Below are 20,781 nucleotides of genomic sequence, written 5' to 3' on the forward strand. Positions count from 1 at the left end.
GCTTAGTAGTAATAATTTATAACGAATAGAAATAGCGATTTATGCTGAGCGATTTGGGGATACCTGAGCATCTAATCTGGAAACTGAATGATTTTGACAACCACCAGCGGGCGGTCAATTTTATCAAACAGTTTCAGGACACGCTGTGCGTATTCAGTGCACCGGTGGAACAACTTTATACTAACTACGATATATCGCTCCCGGACAACGATGAGCGCTCACTAATCATCCTGCCAAACCCGTATGCCTATCACGACACCTTTAATGGCATTGTGGACGATAGTGTCCACGCTAGCGGCATGTATATCGTTCCCGGTGACCTATTTGGAAAAGAAGGGCTGTTTCTCACCCTGCGACTGCTCAAATACGGAAAACGCATCATCAAACCTGTCCCGTTAAAGGTAGGGCTGTGGGCGCTGATGAAAAAAGAAACCCGGGACGTACCCTTCCTGCCTGTGATCACCAAGGGGGACCTGCGGGCATTTCGCAAGGATTTTCCCTGCCTGCACCTTCACCGCATCCAGCCATCCAAGTTGGTGGACCGGTCCCCCATGGAGATCAAGGCAATTCAGAAGGTCATCCGGGACAAACTGAAAGTCTATATGTAATCAGTTCGTCTGATCGTAGCAATAATCGAGGGCCTGGATGTAATACTCCAGCCCTCTGCTGGCCGCCGCAAAAGCTCTTTCTTTCTGGGCCTCATCCACACAAACCAGCTTGATCAGCTCCATGGCTTCATGGGGGTGATCGTCATCATAGGACGCGTGAGCCCTCAGCCAGGCCATGGAGTGGCGATTGATCGTTGCCACACCATTTTCCTGATAGGCCTTCATGCCCTTGACCACGCTTTGACTCCACTCGCCGGTCGCCCATTCAATGGCAAGATTGGTTGAGGCAATCCCTTCTTCCAGAGTGCCTTGATGCCCCATGTTCCACAGAAAGTGATTCACCGCATCCATGGCTGCAGGTGGCTCGACAAATTCCAGGTCACGCAAGGTGATCCCGAAGCCCATAGCCCAATCCTGGTACCAGTAGGCATGGCGCTGCTCAATCTTGATATTACCAATCAGCCAGTTCTTGGCTTCCTCATGGCCTGCATGGCGCCCCGGCCTGGTCTTCGCCAGATTCAGGCCCATGTATTTGGGAAAGTTTTCCACCAACGGATAGAAATTCAACAATGCCGAGCGGAAACGTGGCAGGGACAGTGAACCTGCCGCCATCTCCTCAAACAGCGGGTGCCTGACCACCCGATCCTTGAGCGGTACCAGATCGTCCCAGAATTGCTGGGCCCAAGGCGAGTGCGCTGTAAGCTCCAGCGCTTTCTTGTAGTTCGCGGCTCGCATGCAGTTGTTCTCCATAACAACGGTTTATTTTTATCCGTGCACCACCATGCATCGAAAGAGGCACACTAGTCCAATAATTTGTATAAGCGATTTCGCAGACGACGTAAATGACGGATTTGGGCTTTCCCTGCACCAAAGCCAGGATTGTAAAGCAATTGCTGATAGTAAACGGCCCATTGGTGGGCCAAGGGCCCGGCCTTGGGCCATTTGAGATCAATCACCCGGGCTAGTGCTTGCGGACTCAGCCCCTGAGCCAGAGGGTGGCCAACCTGTTGCTCAACCCGTTGGTGTACGCGCCAGAACTCCCGCTCCAGCACAGTCTGTCGTCGAGTGCCGGCTTGTCGCAACAAAATCAGCATATAGAGCGTCAATAGCACGCTAATAGCGGCGACCAGACTGGCGGCGATTCTCAGAGGACTGGCTTCACCGAGCCAATGACGTAACAGCTGAAGCTGGGAGGCATTGTCGTAACCCAGAACCCAAGTTTGCCAGCGGAAATCCACATAGTCAGTCCACTGCTGTAGCCGCCCAAGCAGCCCACCCGAGGCGAAGCTATCCAGGCCTTCCAGTGTATCCTGTGCCTCCTCATCACCCCGCAGGGACGCTCGCAAGCCCAACGCTATCCGGTCAGGCGCCACGGCACCAGTGGGATCAACGCGGACCCAGCCCTGTCCCTGCAACCACACCTCTGTCCAGGCATGGGCATCATATTGCCGAACCAGCAGATGCGAACCGAGTGTATTCTGCTCCCCCCCTTGATATCCCACCACTACCCGTGCAGGCACACCGGCCGCTCGCATGAGGAACGTGAAACTGGAAGCATAATGCTCGCAGAACCCCCGCTGGGTACGAAACAGGAACTCATCAATAGGGTCCGTGGTAAGCGGAGGGGGTTTCAAGGTGTAATGAAAAGGCTGCTCGCGAAAATGCCGCAAAGCGCGAGAGACAATTTCATTGTCGGTACGACTGTCCCGCCGCCACTGATCTGCCAACGTCCTGGCCCGCCGGCCAAAACTGTCACCAGGCAAACTCAACATGAGTTCTCGCTCAAGCACGTCCAGCACAATCGCCGGCCGCAAATCGGGAAAGCTGGTGATGGAATAGCGTGTCCTTTGCGTAACCGGTGCCCGCGCAACCAGACGCATATCTCTGGCCAGCGAGGCCTCTCCTTCTTCCAGCATCGGCACCGCCATGGCAAATAACCAGCGACGCTGGGTGGGTTCCATGATCAGTTGATAGGAATAGCCTGACTGAGGTTTTCCCTGAGCCTGCAGCTGTTGGTACCAGTCAGGCGGCGCCCCCCTTCCATTGTAAAGATAACTGTCGACAGCCCCCCCGCGCGGTATCGCCTGCTGCCAGGTGCGACCATCAAAATGACTTAGTGTCAGACCGCGCCAGTAGCGTTCTGCCGCGGGAGGCAACGCCCCCTCGAAAGCCACACGAAAAGCCAACTCAGAGGATTCCGACAACTCACTGATATCGCCAGGCGAAATACTATCGGTCATGCCTGTGCGAGCCTTGCCACTATCAAGTTGCATGTTCCATAGAGGCGCCACTCGAGGAACCAGCACAAACAGCACCACCGTTACCGGAACTGCCTGCAGGAACAACACACTACCGGTTTTGATGTGGCTCGATGCCCTGGCCTTGGTCTCACTGTGATTAATCCCCACCAAAGCGGCTGTCAGCAGTAACATGCTGAGCAGGACAAACAGGAACATACCGGGTCCACGCTCAAACAGTAGCGCAGTGGCACAAACAAAGTAGCCAAGCACGATGACCACATAGGCATCTCGCTGACGCACCATTTCCAGATACTTCAGGGAAAAAAGGCTGACAAGTAATGCCACTCCGGCTTCAGGCCCGTAGATGCGCCCAAAGCTGTACCAGGTCATGCCCACTGCCGCCACCAAAAGCCCCCCCCGGATGATGCGGCCTGGCAAGCGCATACGTTGGTGGTCCACCAGCCAGCGAATCGCTACCACCACACCCAGCAACAGCGACTGCCAGACGGGCCCGAGCAACAGTTGAGGTAAAGAGCACGTAATCAGCGCCGTGGCCAGCCATAATCGGGTGTGTACCGGCACCTGGTAGACACGCATCAGTCGAACTCCGGATAGCAGGCCAGGGCATCAAGAGCGCGCCAGCGGTGAACGTCGCCCATGTCTGGTGCCAATGTCATCCCGGGCAACACAAGCCCATAGGGCAACTGCTGCTGGTCCAGCGTCAAAACCCAGTGACACAGGATCGACAGACGCTGTTCATCACCCATTCCCTCCAGTCTGTCCCAGCGCAACCACAACCTTCCGCCGGCAGGCTCCTCGAATAACTTGGTATTCAGGCCCTTGCCTGCGGCATAACCTTTCCAGTCGATACGCCGCAGGGAGTCTCCGGGGGAATATTCACGAAGTCCCTGAAACTCATCGTTGCCCGCGCGACCGGTGGGTACCTGCTGGCTATGGTCATCGCCACCATCGGCCGGACACTGCGGCCACTCTTGTGGCGTCGGCCAGGCCAGACAATAGTGATCCAGCGAAACATAAGACCAGGTTCGTAACAGTCCCAGTGGAAAACGACTTTCCACCTTCAGTCGCGGGGCCAGAATCCTGCCCCGCTGGTTTAACCGGATATTCAGCCACAGGCTACTCTCCTCCCCCCCGGTCACACTGACCTGCTGGGCAGCTTGCCCCTGCCAGTACAACCATAAACAGAGATGATCACGGCGCTCCGGGAAGAGGATGACCTCCAATGCACCACTGGCACCGCTGAATCCGGATTCACTATCGCCGTTACGAATCCCCAGACCGGAAAGGTTGCGGTAGGTATGCAAGATAGCGACAAGGAACAGGCTCGCCAGCAAAAAAGACAAGGCAAGAATCAGGTTGTTTTCATAGTTGATACCGCCAATGAACAACAGACTGGCAACCAACAAATAAAAGAAACCATAGCCGGTAGGAAAAATGAAAATGCGCTTTTGATTAAGCACAACCCGGCCGGAGCGTGGCAGTCGTCGTGACAACCAACGTTCGTAGAGATCGTGCAGTGGAGCCGGAAGGCGCATGAAAGGCCTCGCTTATCGCCGTACCACCGGAACGGACTGCAGCAGGGATTGGGTCATTGCTGCCACGCTGCCACCTTGACGAGCCGCCAATCGGTGCTCGGCAACGGCCGACCACACCGCCTGTACGTCTTCAGGAACGACATAATCACGTCCACCGATCAACGCCCAGGCCCGGGCGGCCTTGAGCAGCCCCAAACCGGCACGGGGCGACAGACCCGCGACAAAGCGGTCGTCACTGCGAGTCGCATCCAACAATCGTTGCACATAATCAATCAATTCGTCGGTGGCACGCACTTTGTCAACCATCCGAGTCAACTTGATCAACCCTTCGCTGCTGATCACCGCTTTCAGATTGCGTACCTGGCTTCGCAAATCGCCCCCTGCCAGCAGGTTTCTCTCAACCTCTGGTGCGGGATAGCCGAGTGAAATACGCATCAGAAAGCGGTCGAGCTGCGACTCGGGAAGCACAAAGGTGCCAGCCTGATCCACCGGGTTCTGGGTCGCTACCACAAAAAAAGGCTCAGGCAATTTACGGCTGACGCCGTCAAGGGTCACCTGCCGCTCTTCCATGGCTTCCAGCAGTGCCCCCTGGGTTTTGGGCGTCGCGCGATTGATCTCGTCGGCCAGTAGCAGCTGGGTGAAAACTGGTCCTTCACGGAGAGAGAAGTCCTGCGACTTGGGGTCGAAAACGGAAACCCCCAAAATGTCCGCCGGCAACATGTCACTGGTGAACTGGACACGCCGGTAATCCAGTTGGAACACGCGCGCCAGGGCATGAGCCAATGTCGTCTTGCCCATGCCAGGCAGGTCTTCTATCAACAGGTGGCCATTGGCCATCAGGCAGGTCAGCGCCAGTTTAAGCTGTTCTTCCTTGCCCAATACCACCTGCCCTACCTGGGCCAGGGCTTTTGTCAGAGCCTGCATGAATCCCCTTATTGTCGTGTTGTTAGCGAGGATTGACGGCAAGGCCGGGTTATACGGCCAGCGCTTTCAGCCCGCGAGACAGGTCGGCCTTGAGATCCGCGACGGACTCCAGACCAATCGCCAGACGGATCAGGTTCTCCGTGACTCCGGCGCGCTGTTTCTCTTCCTCGCTGACCCGGCCATGGGTTGTTGTGGCCGGGTGCGTGACTGTCGTTTTAACATCCCCCAGATTGGCGGTGATGGAAATCAGCCGAGTGGCATCAATAAAACGCCAGGCTGCCTGACGATCACGGTTACCCGCAGCGTCTTCCACTTCGATGGACATCACCGCACCAAACGCAGACTGCTGTTTTGCAGCCAATGCATGCTGGGGGTGGTTCGGCAGGCCCGCGTAATGCACCCGGGCAATGCCCGGCTGGGTTTCCAGCCACTGGGCCAATTCCAGGGTCCGGGCACTCTGGGCGCTCATGCGCAGACTCAATGTCTCCAACCCTTTCAGGAAGACCCAGGCATTGAACGGGCTCATGCACGCCCCGGCTGAGCGGACAAAACCCAACACCTCATCCATTTGAGGCTTGGCTCCGACGACGGCGCCCCCCAGACAACGGCCCTGCCCGTCCAGATACTTGGTGGCACTGTGAATGATAATGTCAGCCCCCATGTCCAACGGCTTTTGCAACGCCGGAGTACAGAAACAGTTATCCACGACCAGCAGCGCCCCATTGTCATGGGCAAGCTTCGCCAGTGCCCGAATATCGCCCACTTCTGACAGCGGGTTGGACGGTGTCTCAAGGAACAGAAGTTTGGTTTCCGGCCGAATGGCCGCTTCCCAGTCGGCAAGGTCAGTCAGGTCGACCATGGTGGTTTCGATGCCGAACTTTTTCAGGTAACGGTCGAAGACCACATTGGTCGTGCCAAACACACTCCGGGAACTCACCACATGATCGCCCGGGGCCAACAAGGAAAAAAAGGTACCGCTAATGGCGGCCATGCCAGAAGCAAACGCCACACAGGCCTCTCCGCCTTCCAGCGCGGCAAGGCGCTGTTCAAAGGCACGCACTGTGGGATTGGTAAACCTGGAATAAATATTGCCTGGTTCCTGGCCACCAAAGCGCGCCGCCGCCTGGGCCGCACTTTCATAGACGAAACTGGACGTCAGAAAAATCGGATCCGAGTGGGCCATCTCATCCGTGCGCAGCTGCGCAGAGCGGATAGCCAGGGTATCGACATCAAATTCACTCGGATCCAGATCGTTCATTCACAGCCTCGCCAGTGCGTAGTGAGCCTCTTGAGTCGGCTCAGTTGGTATTGTGCAGGTCGATAATTTCATTATCCGCAAGAGCCTGACTTTTTTCACTCTTGCCCTTGGCCAAATCGTTGCGACGCGCTTCAAGCATACTCAAATAGTCTGCGGTAATGTTGCCCGCCAAGTACTCACCATTGAATACGGAACAATCAAACGATGCCACATCCGGGTTACCCTCGCGGCAGGTTTCCACCAGATCATTCAGGTCCTGATAGATCAACCGGTCGGCACCGATCAGCTCGCAAATTTCTTCGGTCGTGCGCCCGTGGGCAATCAGTTCCTGGGCTGCGGGCATATCAATGCCGTATACATTGGGGTACTGCACCGCGGGCGCAGCAGACGCAAAGTACACGTTCTTCGCACCCGCTTCGCGGGCCATCTGGATAATTTCATTACAGGTCGTGCCACGGACAATGGAATCATCCACCAGCAACACATTCTTGCCCTGAAATTCCAGCTCGATGGCGTTCAGTTTCTGGCGCACGGATTTCTTGCGCTGCTGCTGGCCCGGCATGATGAACGTGCGGCCGATATAGCGGTTCTTGATAAAGCCTTCACGGTACTTCACCCCCAGATGGTTGGCCAGCTGCAGGGCCGAGGTGCGGCTGGTGTCCGGAATCGGAATCACCACATCAATATCGTGGTCCGGCCACTCACGCTCCACCTTCTCTGCCAGCTTCTCGCCCATGCGCAGGCGAGCCTTGTAAACAGAAATACCGTCGATGATGGAATCCGGACGCGCCAGATACACCTGCTCGAAAATACACGGGTGCAGACTGGGTGACTCGGCGCACTGGCGGGTATGCATCTCGCCCTCTGCAGTGATGTAGATCGCCTCGCCAGGCGCCAGATCACGCACCAGATGGAAGCCCAAAGAAGACAGCGCCACCGACTCGGATGCCACCATGTATTCCGGGCCTTGGGGAGTGTCCTTGCGCCCGAAGCAGAGCGGACGAATACCGTGGGGATCACGGAACGCCAGAATGCCGTAGCCAGTGATCATGGCCACCACCGCATAGGCCCCTTCCACACGCTTGTGAACGGCGGCGACTGCATCAAAAATATCGCTGGGCTCCGGCTGCAGCTTGCCACGGCTCTGCAATTCGTGGGCGAAGACGTTTAACAGCACCTCAGAATCTGAGGTAGTGTTGATGTGGCGCAGATCGGCACGAAAGATGTGCTCCGCCAGGTCTTCCGCATTGGTCAGATTGCCATTATGGGCCAGGGTAATGCCGTAGGGGGAGTTAACGTAGAAAGGCTGCGCTTCCGCCGAACTGGAACTCCCGGCGGTGGGGTAACGCACATGACCGATACCCATGTTGCCAACCAACCGACGCATGTGGCGGGTGCGGAACACATCTCGCACCATACCGTTATCCTTGCGCAGATAGAGCCGGTCGCCGTCACAGGTCACGATACCTGCCGCGTCCTGCCCGCGATGTTGCAGAACGGTCAGCGCATCATAAATGCCCTGATTCACATAGCTATGGCCGACAATGCCCACAATGCCGCACATGGTTTTTTCCTCTCGTCAGGCGTGGCGCGTTAAAGGGGATGCTGAGGCCCCTTAACTACTTGTATTCATGACCCAGGCGAGAACATTCTCACCCATTTCCCGGGTCCAGGTTTCCATCATGACCAGATGGGGAACCAGCGTGGAGTCCTGCCACCATTTATCGGCAGCAAACAGGTGACGACCCAGCGCCACCAGTACCACCATCAACAGGACACCTCTTAGCGCACCAAAGACCATGCCCAGAAGGCGGTCGGTACTGCTGAGGCCAGTTACCCGAATCAGTTCGCCGAGCAAGTGATTGATCAGCGCCCCGACAATAAGCGTCAGGGCAAACAGGGTACCGAAGGCAACGGCGGTACGCAGGCTGGGGGTGCTGATCTGTTCCTGGAGCACGATTTCCAGCGCAGGGCTGAACAGGCGCGCGATAATAAAGGCGGCGACCCAGGTGAGCAATGAAAAGGCTTCGCGGGTAAAGCCGCGGCGGACGCTGAGCAGTGCTGATACCGCAATCACGACCAGAATGATGCCGTCTGCCAAATTCATGAAACGCGTGCTCTCGCCTGCGGTAAATGCCTGGATTGAACGGTAGCGGGCCCATTGGCGGGCACTGGCTGCCGGAGAGAATTCAGACGGCGAAGTTTACCAGAGCCCGGCCGGCGATGCATGGCCGATGAGCAGAACCCGGGCTGACCCGTTCAGGGGGCATAGATACGGACCAGCCCCTTCAGATTGAATCGACTATCATCGGCCAGTCGCTGGCGGGTCTGCTCAGCGTCTTCCTTGCGAATTTCCGGACCAACCATGACCCGATGCAGCAGTTTGCCATTCTGGGTATCGCTTTCGGTATAAGCCCTATAGCCCGCTTTTTTAAGGCGTTCCACCAACCCAGTGGCACTGTCCTGCTGGCTATAACTGCCGACCTGGACAACGAAGCCTGCCAATATGGGATCATCCCCCGGCTGCCGAGCCGGCGTCGGCGGGGTAGTCAGGGTGCGAAGCCCATCCTTTTTCGCGGTTTCCACACGTTCTGGCGCCTCATCTTGCGCCTCTTCGCTTGCTTCAGGCTCCGGATCGAGCTGCTCGGCCACCGGCTCTGCCGCCTCAGCAATGACATCCTCACGATCGCTCACCAATCGCTCGCGAGCCGCCGCCTCTACCGCTTCCTCAATAACAGGCTCTACCACCACCGCCTGGTAATCCGGCGCGGGTGGGATCTCCATATTCAGTGCCGTACGAATTTGTTCAGGCGAACGGAACACCAGAGGCGACAGGACCGCTGCCAGAATCAGCAGCAATACCACCCCGGTTATACGCTGGCGCGTGCGCTTTTCCACCGTCTACTCCTCCACAGCCTGCCAGGCTTCTGCAACAGTATGGAACGAGCCGAAGACTACCACTTGATCACCGGGAATGGCAGCCGACAGGGCTGCGTGGACCGCGTCTGCCACACAAGCATATTCTGCCGCTACGGCATCCGCAGGCAGCACAGCACGCAGTGCCGCCGTTGAAGCAGATCGGGCTATCGCAGGGGCGGCCAGATACCAGATCGCACGGGCATCCTCCGCAAAGACACCGGCAACGGCTTCACGGGGCTTATCGGCCATCATGCCGAAAACCAGATGGCGGCGGCCCGGGCAATCCGCCAGCAGGTCATGGAACCGCTGCACCGCAGGCAGGTTGTGCCCCACATCAAACCAGCAGTCGGCGCCCTGAATACGACGGTATTCGCAACGCCCCATGAGCGTCACCCCCGCTACTGCGGCAATCTGGTGAGCCTGCAAGGAAAAACCGGCCAGCGTCATGGCTTGAACCGCAGTGCACAGGTTGTCCCTTCCCAGGGTTACCTCCGTGGGTAGCGGTATTCGCTGACCATCGCAGAGCCGCAACAGGCCCTCGTGCGGGCCGAAATCTCGCCCGGCCAGTACCCCCTCGGCCCCGTATTGCGCAACACAATCGGTCAGATTAGCGGGCCAATCCTGCTCGCCAAATACCAGAGGCGTTCCGCACCGGGCGATGCCACATTTTTCGGCGCAAATGGCTTCACGGGTATCACCCAGCCAATCCTGATGATCGAGGCCTACCGAGGTCACCACGGACACATCGGGGTCGACGATATTTACTGCATCCAGCCGCCCGCCAAGGCCCACCTCCAGCAAGACCAGATCCGCCCCGCTATCGCGGAACAACCACAGCGCGGCCAAGGTCGTGAATTCAAAATAGGTGAGCGGCACGGGCGGCTCGTCGCCGTGCCCTTGTCGTGCCAGCTCGACCTGATCAAAGGCCGCACAAAGCTGGGCATCGCTGGCCAGCCCGTCAGGCAAGCGCACCCGTTCATTGAAATGCAGGATATGTGGCGAGGTATAAAGACACACCTTGAGGCCCAATTGCTCGGCCAGAGCGGTCATCAAGCGAAGGGTCGACCCCTTGCCATTGGTGCCCGCTACGGTAATAACCGGCATGGCCAGGCTAGCCACCTGAAGACGCGCCGCCACCTCAAGTAATCGTCCCAGACCCAGCTCAATGTCAGCCGGGTGCATCGCCTCAATACGGGACAACCAGGTGGCCAGTGCCTCCGCGGCGGGAGACGCCGGCGCCACCGGGTGAGAAGGGTCAGTCATTCACGGCCAGAGGCCAACCCAGCATGTTGGCCAAAAGACGGTGCAGGGTATCGCGCATTTCGTGACGACTCACGATCATGTCGATGGCACCATGCTCAAGGAGGAACTCGCTGCGCTGGAAGCCTTCAGGGAGCTTCTGCCGTACAGTCTGTTCAATGACCCGAGGACCGGCAAACCCAATCAAGGCATTGGGCTCGGCCACATTCACATCCCCCAGCATGGCCAGCGAGGCAGAAACTCCGCCATAAACAGGATCTGTCATCACGGAAATGAAGGGCAACCCCGCCTGACGCATTTTTTCCAGCGCCGCAGAGGTTTTCGCCATCTGCATTAGCGAGAACAACGCTTCCTGCATCCGCGCGCCGCCGCTGGCCGCAAAGCAGATCAGAGGCAACTTGTGCTCCAGGCACACGTTAACGGCACGCACAAAACGCTCACCAACCACCGAGCCCATGGAGCCTCCCATAAAGCTGAACTCGAAGGCACAGGCCACTACTGGCTCTCCGTGCAGGGAGCCTTTCATGGCCACCAGGGCATCATTCTCGTCTGTGTCCTTCTGGGCAGCAGCAAGCCGGTCCTTGTATTTCTTGGAGTCTTTGAACTTTAGACGGTCAACCGGCGCGAGGCTGGCGCCGATTTCGGTCAAGGTACCCTCATCAAGAAACAGCTTGAGGCGCTTGCGTGCTCCGATGCGAAGATGATGCTCGCACTTTGGACACACGTCCATGTTGCGATCCAGCTCTGGCCGGTAAACGACTCCATCGCAACGCGGACACTTGCGCCACAGCCCTTCGGGTATATTGGTCCGACGGCTTTCCTGGGGGCGCCGTACTGCGGGTAGGATTTTTTCCAGCCAGTTACTGCTGCTCATGCAAAGGTCCTTACGTGTCCATGGCGGTGCGCATGGCTGACAGAATGTCACCGATGGCGCCGCTGATGGCTGCAGGCTCCTTCTGGAACTTGTCAATCTGGTTCACCAGAGCACTGCCCACCACGACACCGTCGGCCACACGACTCACAGCCTGCGCCGATTCTGCGTCCTTGATACCAAAGCCAACCCCAATGGGCAATTTGGCAAGATTGCGAATTGTTTCAACCCGGCTCGCCACTTCGTCTACATTCAGGGCAGCAGAGCCCGTCACCCCTTTGAGAGAGACATAATACAAATACCCGGAACCGGCCTCGCCAATCAGTTTGATGCGGGCATCCGATGTCGTCGGCGCGACCAGAAAAATGATATCCAGGCCGTTGGCATCCATAACCGGCTTGACCTCCAGAGCTTCCTCCGGAGGCAAATCAACCAGCAAGACACCATCCACACCTGCGTCCGCAGCGGCACGGGCAAACGCCTCATAGCCCATCACCTCGACAGGATTCAGGTAGCCCATCAATACCACCGGGGTTTCGCTGTCTGTCTGACGGAAGGCTTTCACCATATCCAGAATGTCGCGTGTAGAGGTGTTGTGGGCCAGGGCACGCTCGCAAGCCAATTGAATTACCGGACCATCTGCCATTGGATCAGAAAACGGCACGCCCAGTTCGATGATATCGGCACCCGCTTTGACCATATCGTGCATCAGCGGCACGGTAACCTCTTTTTGCGGATCGCCCGCAGTGACGAAGGGAATCAGGGCCTTGCGGTTCTCACTGGCCAGACGCTCAAAACAACGTTCAATACGACGCATTAACGATAACTCCTTAAAACTCGATACCGTCAATGTCAGCGACGGTCAGGATATCCTTGTCCCCACGGCCGGACAGGTTGACCACGATGTTCTGGTCCGGGCTCATGGTAGCCGCCAGCTTCTTGGCGTAGGCCAGCGCGTGGGACGATTCCAGCGCCGGCATGATGCCCTCTACCCGGGCCAGTTCACGGAACGCCGACAAGGCTTCCTGATCATCCGCCGCCACATACTGTACCCGACCGACATCTTTCAACCAGGAGTGCTCCGGTCCGACACCAGGGTAATCCAGCCCCGCAGAGACAGAATGGGTTTCAATGATCTGGCCGTTGTCATCTTCCATCAGGTAGGTGCGGTTGCCATGCAGTACGCCGGGGCGACCTGCTGACAGTGGTGCCGCATGACGCCCCGTATCGATACCATCGCCCGCGGCTTCCACGCCGTACATGGCCACGCCATCATCATTGAGAAACGGGTGGAACAACCCAATCGCATTGGAACCACCCCCAACACACGCCACTAGTGCGTCCGGCAACTTACCGGCCTGCTTGAGGCTCTGCTCTCGAGCTTCACGACCAATGATGCACTGAAAGTCACGGACCAACTGCGGGTAAGGATGGGGTCCCGCCACCGTACCGATAATGTAAAAGGTATCATCCACATTGGTGACCCAGTCACGCATGGCTTCATTCATGGCGTCTTTCAGGGTTTTGGAGCCTGACGTTACAGGAATGACTTCCGCACCGAGCAATTTCATGCGGTACACGTTGAGCTTCTGACGCTGAACATCCTCTGCCCCCATGTACACCTGGCACTTGAGGCCAAGGCGTGCGGCAACCGTAGCGGTAGCAACACCGTGCTGCCCTGCCCCGGTCTCGGCGATTACCCGCGGTTTCCCCATATGTTTGGCCAACAGTGCCTGGCCGATGGTGTTGTTTACCTTGTGAGCGCCAGTGTGGTTCAGGTCTTCACGCTTGAGCCAGATGTTTGCGCCACCCACTTGCTTTGACCATCGCTCTGCCAGGTACAACGGAGACGGACGGCCCACGTAATGGGCCAGGTCATAGTCGAAATCCGCACGGAATTGCGGATCATCCTTGAGACGCTCATACATGGCCTTCAGTTCGTCCAGAGCCCCCATCAGGGTCTCGGAGACAAAGCAGCCGCCATAGGGACCGAAATGGCCACTTGCGTCAGGAAAAGCAGAAAAATCAGGGCGTTCAGACACCAGCTACTCCTCGTGTTTTGACACTATTGATAAAGGCTCGGACAGCAGCGGCATCCTTGATGCCGCCCTGGCGTCGACCCTGAACCGTCAACAGTTCAACGCCGCCGCTTACATCCACAGCCCAGGGCCTCACCTGTGTCACGGCGTCGGCCACGTTGCCCGGGTGCAAGCCACCAGCCAGCACCAACGGCAGGGACAAATTGCCGGGCAATCTGTCCCAGTTAAAGGTTTCCCCGGTTCCTCCCGGTACACCAGCGACATAACTATCCACCAGCAAACCTGCGGCCTCATGGTATTGGCCGGCACAGGCATGGAGATCCACATCATCCTTCATGCGAACCGCCTTGATCCACGGACGCGCGAACTGGCTGCAATACACCGGCGTCTCATCACCGTGGAACTGAAGCAGATCCAGAGGGACAGTACTCAGCACATCCTGCACCTGTTGCTCAGGGGCATTCACAAACAAGCCCACCGTGGTCACGAACGGCGGCAAGGCAGCACAGATAGCCGCAGCGCGCGTCACTGACACGTAACGGGGGCTGGGCTCATAAAACACCAGACCGATAGCGTCCGCCCCTGCTCTCGCAGCAGCAAGGGCGTCTTCAATTCGGGTAATACCGCAAATTTTGACCCGGGGAATGGTCATGGGTGCTCCAGTTTAACAGATGGCGGAGAATCCGGGGGGCTATTATGCCTCAAGACTCACCCAGTTGGTGAGGCAGCCATAGCGGGCCCAGCGGCTCCTTGGGCAGTGCGAATTCCGGCGGGTATTCGATATCCACCAGATACAGCCCATAAGGCGGCGCAGTGGCAGCCCCGACTCGCCGATCACGGGCCTCGAGCACCTCTGCTGCCCAGCCTGGCACCTGCTTGCCTGCCCCAACGGTCATCAGCACACCGGATATATTACGCACCATGTGCATCAAGAACGCGTTAGCGTGAGCTTCCAGAATCAATACTTTGCCGTGCTCGTACAGCCTCAGGCTGTGCAGTGTCTTGACTGGCGATTTCGCCTGACAGTGAACGCTGCGGTAGGACGTAAAATCGTGAGTCCCTTCCAGAAGGCATGCCGCTTCGCGCATGCGCTGCACGTCCAAAGGCCGGTGATTCCAGGTCACCTGATTGCGATACAGAGCGGGAGGTCGACCATTGTTGTAAATCACGTAACGGTAGCGACGACTGACCGCAGAAAAGCGGGCGTGAAACTGGTCGCTGACTGATGTCGCCCAGCGCACCGAGACATCATAAGGAAGATTCGTGTTCACCCCCATGATCCAGCTTTTCATGTCTCGCGGGGCATCCGAGTCAAAGTGCACAACTTGCCCTGTGCCATGCACACCGGCGTCAGTGCGCCCGGCACAGACCACAGCAACCGGATGATTGGCCACTTTTGAGATCGCCTTTTCAAGGCATTCTTGCACCGTGCGTACACCGGCTTGCTGGGTCTGCCAACCCCGAAAATCGGTTCCGTCGTACTCGATACCCAGCGCGATACGGGCCATGACTCTCTCTATTCGGTATGATCAGTGATCAACACCACGGACCAAAACAAAGGGGGCGATACCTTAAGGCATCGCCCCCTTTTTTCCCAGCCGGGTCGTGAAGATTAACCGACCTGGGACATCAACTCACGGGCTTCCGCCTGTTGCTGATCATTTCCCTCGGCAATCACTTCGTTAAGGATATCCTTGGCACCCTCAGAGTCTCCCATGTCGATGTAGGCCTTGGCCAGATCGAGCTTGGTAGCGTTCTCGTCAGTCTCACCCAGAAAATCGAAGTCATCTTCGTCACTGAGCATGTCATCGTCGCTGCCCGCAACATCTGCAGCCGGCGCTTCAGCAACCGGTTCCGGCGCATTGACAGGAACTTCAGGCTCAGCCTCGAAAGACACTTCGTCCAGAGAGGACGCATCATCCAGATGCACATCCAGCGTGTCGGTGGGTGCATTTTCGCCCGACTCGATGTTAAGCACGTCATCACTGTCGTCGGCTACCAGGTCTTCGAGGGACAGTTCGTCCTCGTCTGTGGCAAGCCCGGCCACCTCAGCGGCAGGCGATTCCAGCTCGGCAGCGTCAAAATCCAGAGCGGTAATATCGTCCAGGTCCACTGATGCGTCTGCGTCCAGCGCTTTCTCGGCTTCGTCCAGTTCCAGGTCCAGATCGGCAAGGGTGTCTTCTTGCTCAACCTTGCTGTCACCAGCGTCATCGCCATCCAGCTCCAGGTCATCCAGAGACAGGTCCAGCTCTTCGTCTTTGGCTGGCTCTTCGCTCACTTCAGTGAACTCGCTGCTCATGTCATCGAGAGACAGGTCACCATACTGGGTGTCATCATCACCCTCAAAAGAGGCACTGCCCACATCATCCAGATCCAGCAGCGGAGAGGCTGACAGTGACTGCTTGTCAGCCTCACTGAGTTCAGGCTGCGAGGGCTGTTCCGCTTCTGGCTCATCCAACGTCAGGGTAAAATCATCACCAGCATTTTCAGTGGCTTCATCCAGAATCAGAGTCTGGTCATCACTGCCAGCAGCGCTGTCATCCAGCTCGAAGTCAAAGTCAGCCAGCTCATCCTCTGCTGCGGCAACCTCAGCCTTGTTCTGTTCAGGCTCCATGGTGGGGACCTCATCGGTGTCCGCTTCCATGGTGGGAATTTCCGGCTCGTCCAGATCTGAGGACAGCCCCATTTCCAGGTCATCCAGAGACAACTCTTCCTCCGTATCCGCTGCCACGGCAGACACGTCACCTCCCAGACGGCTAATGGCGGCATCTACATCACCAGACACACCACTAAAGGCGGTAGCCTGCTGCTGGAAGCCGGCCTCGTCATTCATTTCCTTGAGCAATTCCAGCAGGCGGATTTTCAGGTCATCGCGCTGGGGGTGCTTGTTGATCTCGTTACGCAGGAAGTCGACGGCTTGCGGGTAGCGACCATAAGCAACATAGACGTCGACGTCTTCCATCGGATCCTGGCTTCCGGCAGCGGCAGCTAGAGCCTCGTCCGCGCCGTCAGCTTCAACCGCTGTCTCAGCAGCAGGTGAACCTGGCTCATCATCCAGCTGCAGACCGAATTCATCCTGATCTTCGTTGCTGTCGGCTTCATCGAAGAACGCGGTTTCGTCCTCTTCTTTCTTCTTGCCTCTCAGCAACAAGAAGATGACCGCCAACACTGCAACCAATCCCAGTGCGATATAAATCAGGTTGTCCATCAGCAGGTCGACAATACCGGACTGGGCTGCAACAGGCGGCTTAGCAGGTGCGGCTGGCTTGGGCTTAACCACCTCGGGCGCCTTGGTGACAGCAGGCTCACTGGCGGACTGCTGCCCTGCCGTCTTATCACTGTCCTGGGTTTTTTCCTGCGCCTCAGCCACCGCCTCAGTTGAAGATACGGCGTCTTCAGCGTCGCCAGCATCCTCTGTCATCTCTTCACCCAGATCGTCGGCGCCGGAAGATGCGGCAGCCTCGTCGCTCTCGGCCTCAGGCTCGGAGGCAATCTCTTCTGGTTCTTCAACAGCCTCAGCTGTCTGAGCCGGCTCTGTCAGCAGCGGATCATCATCGCCACTCTCGATACCCTGGGCTTCTCGCAGCTTGCGAAGCTCTTCCTGAAGCTGGGAAATCTGGTCGTTACGCAGCTTCAGAAGTTGTTCACTCGTGGTGTTCTGTTCCTGAAGGTCATTCAATCGGGACTTCAATTCGGCATTTTCGCGATCCAGCTGATCGAGAGTCTCATCGCGGATAGCCAGCTCATTTTCCAACACCGCTGTATTGGCATTACCCTGCTCAGAGGAACCTGTGCTGTCGCCGTCACCCACGCCTGCAGCAGATTCCGGGGCGACCAGTTTCACCTGCCCTTTTTGGGGCCCATCGGTACTGTCGTCAGCATCAGCAACCTGTCGACTACCATCAAGCTGAGCCCGCTGTTGGGGAACCTGCACACCACGCTCTTCAAGCATATCGCGCCATTTGCGGTTCTGGTCAGCCACTTCTGCCAAGGCAGAGCGAGTGGAAATGTTACGTACTTCCTGTTCGCTGGGAATCCGCAGCACGGTCCCCTCACGTACCAGGTTAACGTTGTTATTAATGAAGGCATCAGGATTCATTTCCTGAATGGCCACCAGCATTTGCTGGACAGACACACTGTTGGCAGGACGATTATTCAGCGCAATCTGCCACATGGTGTCAGAAGACTTGACCGTATAGGTCTTACGCGGGCCGCTGGCGGCCGGCGGGGAAGTCGGAGACAAGGCCACCGGAGCGCTGGCGGGTGCAGGGGCACGGCTAGCCGGTGCCGGTGCCGGGCTAGGCGCCGGGGTACGACTTACAGGCTGCGGAGCACGTGTAATCACCGGCGCAGTAGTGGTCGTGGTTTCCGCGAAGCTGGGCGGGTCCAGCAGCACGGTGTATTCACGCATCAAACGACCAGTAGGCCAGAGGAATTCGACCAGAAAGTTCAAATAGGGTTCGCGAACCGGCTGATCCGTAGTGATATGCAGAACAGCCTTATCCTTGCTGGTCACTTCTACTGCGAATTCGAGCCGGTTGAGGAAATAGGTTCGGTCGACCCCGGCAGCATCGAACTCTGTCTGGGGTGCCAGATTGACCAGAATTTCCTCAGCCGTCAGATCACCCACCTCATGGAGAGACACTTCCATGTCCAGTGGCTGATTCAGGTAGGAATTCAGTTCGTATTCCCCAACCCCTAATGCTGCCGCGATACCCGGCGTCATGAGCGCCAGTGCGGTGAAGCCTAACCCAAGTTTTCGAAGCATGGTCGAACCCTTTATTTATTATGTTTCCCGCGCTCAGCCCGATCCCGCAGGCGCTACCGGACGTACCCGAGGCGGCAAGCAGTCCTATGACACTGTTCACACATTCTGCCCCAGCTTGAGGTCAAAACCTAGAAACCGCGTCACATAATGTCAGTAAGTATCCATTACAGATAGTCTTTTATCAACTTCTCGACTACCTCTACCGCATTCAGGGCTGCCCCCCAGCGAACATTGTCAGCGACCGTAAAATAGCTCAGGTAACCAGAAGCTTCCATATCTTCACGTACACGGGAGATGCGCATGCAGGGCTCCCCTTCCGCTGACGCCACCGGCGATAGAGTCTGGGCATCCTCTGAGTCGACGGCTTCCAGCCCTTCCTGACTTTCCCAAAGAGCCAGAGCCTGGCCGGCAGAGACGCCCTGAATGCTACGCACCGTCACACTTTGCGCGTGGCCATAAAAAGCGGGGACACGCACCACCGTAGCGGTCACCGCACCCACTCGCTCTCCCAGAATCCTGCGCGTTTCCAGCATCAACTTCAGCTCTTCGCTGGTATAGCCGTTTTCCTGAAGCTGGCCACTGACAGGCAGTACATTGAAGGCGATCTGCGCCTGGGCGGCTTCACTGGGAGCCAGACCATTAAGCAGTCGAACGCTCTGCTGGGCCAACTGATCCACACCCGCCTTGCCAGTAGCAGACGCCGCCTGCAGCTGGGTGACTGTCACATCGGCGATCGGACCCAGTTCCAGCAAGGGAATCAGTGATCGGGTCAGCTGCACTGTCGCCGCATCCGCACAGGCCACCAGATTCCGTTCCCGAGCCCCGGCCAGCAGCTCATCGTTAACCCCGGACACCAGCAACGGCACATCGGGCTCATAACGATAGGCGGGTGAGAGATCCACCACCACCGCGCCACTGTCGGCAGCCTTTTCAGCCAACGCCTGGCTCGCTGCCGCACCTGCCGCAAAAATCGCGACTTCTACCTGAGTGAAATCGAACGACTCGGCAAGCCCCACCGTCAGGTTCTTGCCCCCGAAGGCGACCTTCGCCCCCGCACCATTTTCTGACGCCAAAACAAAAAGCTCGCCGACCGGAAATTTCCGGTCGGCGAGCAGTTTGACAATGGCCTCTCCGACCAGGCCGGTGGCACCGACGATGGCCAGGTTTACAGACCTATCCATTGTGTTACTTCCTTAACGCTCCATCAGGATACGCAGCATGCGACGCAGAGGCTCGGCAGCCCCCCACAACAGCTGGTCACCGACGGTAAAGGCATTGAGAAAATCGTTGCCCATGTTGAGTTTACGCAGACGGCCAACAGGAATCCCCAGTGTCCCGGTTACCGCTGTCGGCGTCAGGTCACGCAGAGTCTCTTCCTTGTTGTTGGGCACAACTTTCACCCAATCATTGGAGCGTGCAATGATGTCGTTAACTTCATCCAGAGGCACATCCCGAGTCAGCTTTACAGTCAACGCCTGGGCATGACAACGCATGGCGCCGATACGAACGCAGGTGCCATCCAGAGCAATAGGATTAGCAGAACGACCAAGAATCTTGTTGGTCTCTGCCTGGGCCTTCCACTCTTCCTTGCTCTGCCCGTTTTCCATTTCCTTGTCGATCCAGGGCAACAGGGAGCCGGCAAGAGCATGCCCAAAATGGGTTGCAGGCAAGTCATTGCTGCGCATGGTGGCCGCCACCTGGCGATCAATATCCAGAATCGCGCTGGCAGGATCCGCCAGACGATCTGACACATCTCCGTGGATCTTGCCCATCTGTGCGATCAGCTCACGCATGTTCTGGGCACCGGCGCCAGATGCCGCCTGATACGTCTGGGAACTGGCCCACTCCACCAGCCCCTCATTGAACAGGCCACCCAGCGCCATCAGCATCAGGCTGACGGTGCAGTTACCACCCACATAGTCCTTAACACCGTTATCCAGCGCCTGATCAATCACGCTGCGGTTAACCGGATCCAGCACAATTACGCTGTTGTCCGCCATCCGCAAAGCGGAGGCAGCATCAATCCAGTAGCCCTTCCAACCTGCTTCGCGCAGCCTTGGATACACGTCATTGGTGTAATCACCACCCTGACAGGTCACGATCACATCGAGACCTTTGAGTTCATCAATGCTCTTGGCATCGCCCAACGCAGGAATGTCCTTACCCACATCCGGGCCAGCCTGTCCGACCTGGGAGGTCGAGAAAAAGACCGGTTCGATATCTGCAAAATCATTTTCGGCAATCATGCGCTCCATCAATACGGAACCCACCATGCCACGCCAGCCGACAAAACCGACTTTCTTCATTGGAAACTTGTCTCCTGAAAGGTTTGCCCTTT

18 protein-coding genes are annotated in these 20,781 nt (G+C 57.4%); 1 reads left to right on the forward strand and 17 read right to left on the reverse strand.

What is annotated here, in order from left to right; translation table 11 throughout:
* The first annotated feature begins 41 nt into the window (after positions 1-41).
* Positions 42-608 (forward strand): hypothetical protein, encoded by a 567-nt coding sequence (locus Q672_RS31870; RefSeq protein ID WP_022986588.1) that lies wholly within the window; start codon positions 42-44, stop codon positions 606-608.
* On the opposite strand, the gene Q672_RS31875 is transcribed toward Q672_RS31870, so the two are convergent.
* The 17 genes from Q672_RS31875 to asd form a co-directional block, all read right to left on the reverse strand.
* Positions 609-1,343 (reverse strand): TenA family transcriptional regulator, encoded by a 735-nt coding sequence (locus Q672_RS31875; protein ID WP_022986589.1) that lies wholly within the window; start codon positions 1,341-1,343, stop codon positions 609-611.
* A gap of 65 nt (positions 1,344-1,408) precedes the next feature.
* Positions 1,409-3,445: a transglutaminase family protein gene (locus tag Q672_RS31880; RefSeq protein ID WP_022986590.1), complete on the reverse strand. Its 2,037-nt coding sequence runs from the start codon at positions 3,443-3,445 to the stop codon at positions 1,409-1,411.
* Positions 3,445-4,404 carry a DUF58 domain-containing protein gene (locus Q672_RS31885; RefSeq protein WP_022986591.1) on the reverse strand — a complete coding sequence of 320 codons (960 nt, stop codon included), beginning with the start codon at positions 4,402-4,404 and terminating at the stop codon, positions 3,445-3,447. Before Q672_RS31885 ends, Q672_RS31880 begins: the two co-directional genes overlap by 1 nt.
* Before the next feature lie 12 nt (positions 4,405-4,416).
* Complete coding sequence (locus tag Q672_RS31890; protein ID WP_022986592.1) at positions 4,417-5,328, reverse strand: AAA family ATPase; 912 nt, start codon at positions 5,326-5,328, stop codon at positions 4,417-4,419.
* A 49-nt stretch (positions 5,329-5,377) separates the two neighbouring features.
* Positions 5,378-6,586, reverse strand: coding sequence for an O-succinylhomoserine sulfhydrylase (locus Q672_RS31895; protein ID WP_022986593.1), 1,209 nt, complete (start codon positions 6,584-6,586; stop codon positions 5,378-5,380).
* A 40-nt stretch (positions 6,587-6,626) separates the two neighbouring features.
* On the reverse strand, positions 6,627-8,150 hold the full coding sequence (gene purF, locus Q672_RS31900) for an amidophosphoribosyltransferase (RefSeq protein ID WP_022986594.1): 1,524 nt from the start codon (positions 8,148-8,150) through the stop codon (positions 6,627-6,629).
* Positions 8,151-8,201: 51 nt separating this feature from the next.
* Complete coding sequence (locus Q672_RS31905) at positions 8,202-8,693, reverse strand: CvpA family protein (RefSeq protein ID WP_022986595.1); 492 nt, start codon at positions 8,691-8,693, stop codon at positions 8,202-8,204.
* Between the two features lie 152 nt (positions 8,694-8,845).
* Positions 8,846-9,484 (reverse strand): SPOR domain-containing protein, encoded by a 639-nt coding sequence (locus Q672_RS31910; protein WP_022986596.1) that lies wholly within the window; start codon positions 9,482-9,484, stop codon positions 8,846-8,848.
* A 3-nt stretch (positions 9,485-9,487) separates the two neighbouring features.
* Complete coding sequence (locus Q672_RS31915; RefSeq protein WP_022986597.1) at positions 9,488-10,768, reverse strand: bifunctional folylpolyglutamate synthase/dihydrofolate synthase; 1,281 nt, start codon at positions 10,766-10,768, stop codon at positions 9,488-9,490.
* Positions 10,761-11,639, reverse strand: coding sequence for an acetyl-CoA carboxylase, carboxyltransferase subunit beta (gene accD / locus Q672_RS31920; protein ID WP_022986598.1), 879 nt, complete (start codon positions 11,637-11,639; stop codon positions 10,761-10,763). The genes Q672_RS31915 and accD overlap by 8 nt, the downstream gene beginning before the upstream one ends.
* Positions 11,640-11,649: 10 nt before the next feature.
* A complete protein-coding gene (gene trpA / locus Q672_RS31925; RefSeq protein WP_022986599.1) occupies positions 11,650-12,453 on the reverse strand; it encodes a tryptophan synthase subunit alpha in 804 nt (267 codons plus the stop codon).
* Positions 12,454-12,466: 13 nt separating this feature from the next.
* Complete coding sequence (gene trpB, locus Q672_RS31930; RefSeq protein ID WP_022986600.1) at positions 12,467-13,678, reverse strand: tryptophan synthase subunit beta; 1,212 nt, start codon at positions 13,676-13,678, stop codon at positions 12,467-12,469.
* Complete coding sequence (locus tag Q672_RS31935; RefSeq protein WP_022986601.1) at positions 13,671-14,327, reverse strand: phosphoribosylanthranilate isomerase; 657 nt, start codon at positions 14,325-14,327, stop codon at positions 13,671-13,673. Before Q672_RS31935 ends, trpB begins: the two co-directional genes overlap by 8 nt.
* A 49-nt stretch (positions 14,328-14,376) precedes the next feature.
* A complete protein-coding gene (truA, locus tag Q672_RS31940; RefSeq protein WP_022986602.1) occupies positions 14,377-15,183 on the reverse strand; it encodes a tRNA pseudouridine(38-40) synthase TruA in 807 nt (268 codons plus the stop codon).
* A gap of 104 nt (positions 15,184-15,287) precedes the next feature.
* On the reverse strand, positions 15,288-18,443 hold the full coding sequence (locus tag Q672_RS31945; RefSeq protein ID WP_022986603.1) for a FimV/HubP family polar landmark protein: 3,156 nt from the start codon (positions 18,441-18,443) through the stop codon (positions 15,288-15,290).
* 164 nt (positions 18,444-18,607) lie between these two features.
* Positions 18,608-19,624 carry an aspartate-semialdehyde dehydrogenase gene (locus tag Q672_RS31950; RefSeq protein ID WP_022986604.1) on the reverse strand — a complete coding sequence of 339 codons (1,017 nt, stop codon included), beginning with the start codon at positions 19,622-19,624 and terminating at the stop codon, positions 18,608-18,610.
* Positions 19,625-19,636: 12 nt separating this feature from the next.
* Positions 19,637-20,749, reverse strand: coding sequence for an aspartate-semialdehyde dehydrogenase (gene asd, locus Q672_RS31955; protein WP_022986605.1), 1,113 nt, complete (start codon positions 20,747-20,749; stop codon positions 19,637-19,639).
* Positions 20,750-20,781: the final 32 nt, after the last annotated feature.

Origin of the sequence: Alcanivorax sp. P2S70 (genome assembly GCF_000475295.1) — a bacterium.
GTDB lineage: Bacteria > Pseudomonadota > Gammaproteobacteria > Pseudomonadales > Alcanivoracaceae > Alcanivorax > Alcanivorax profundi.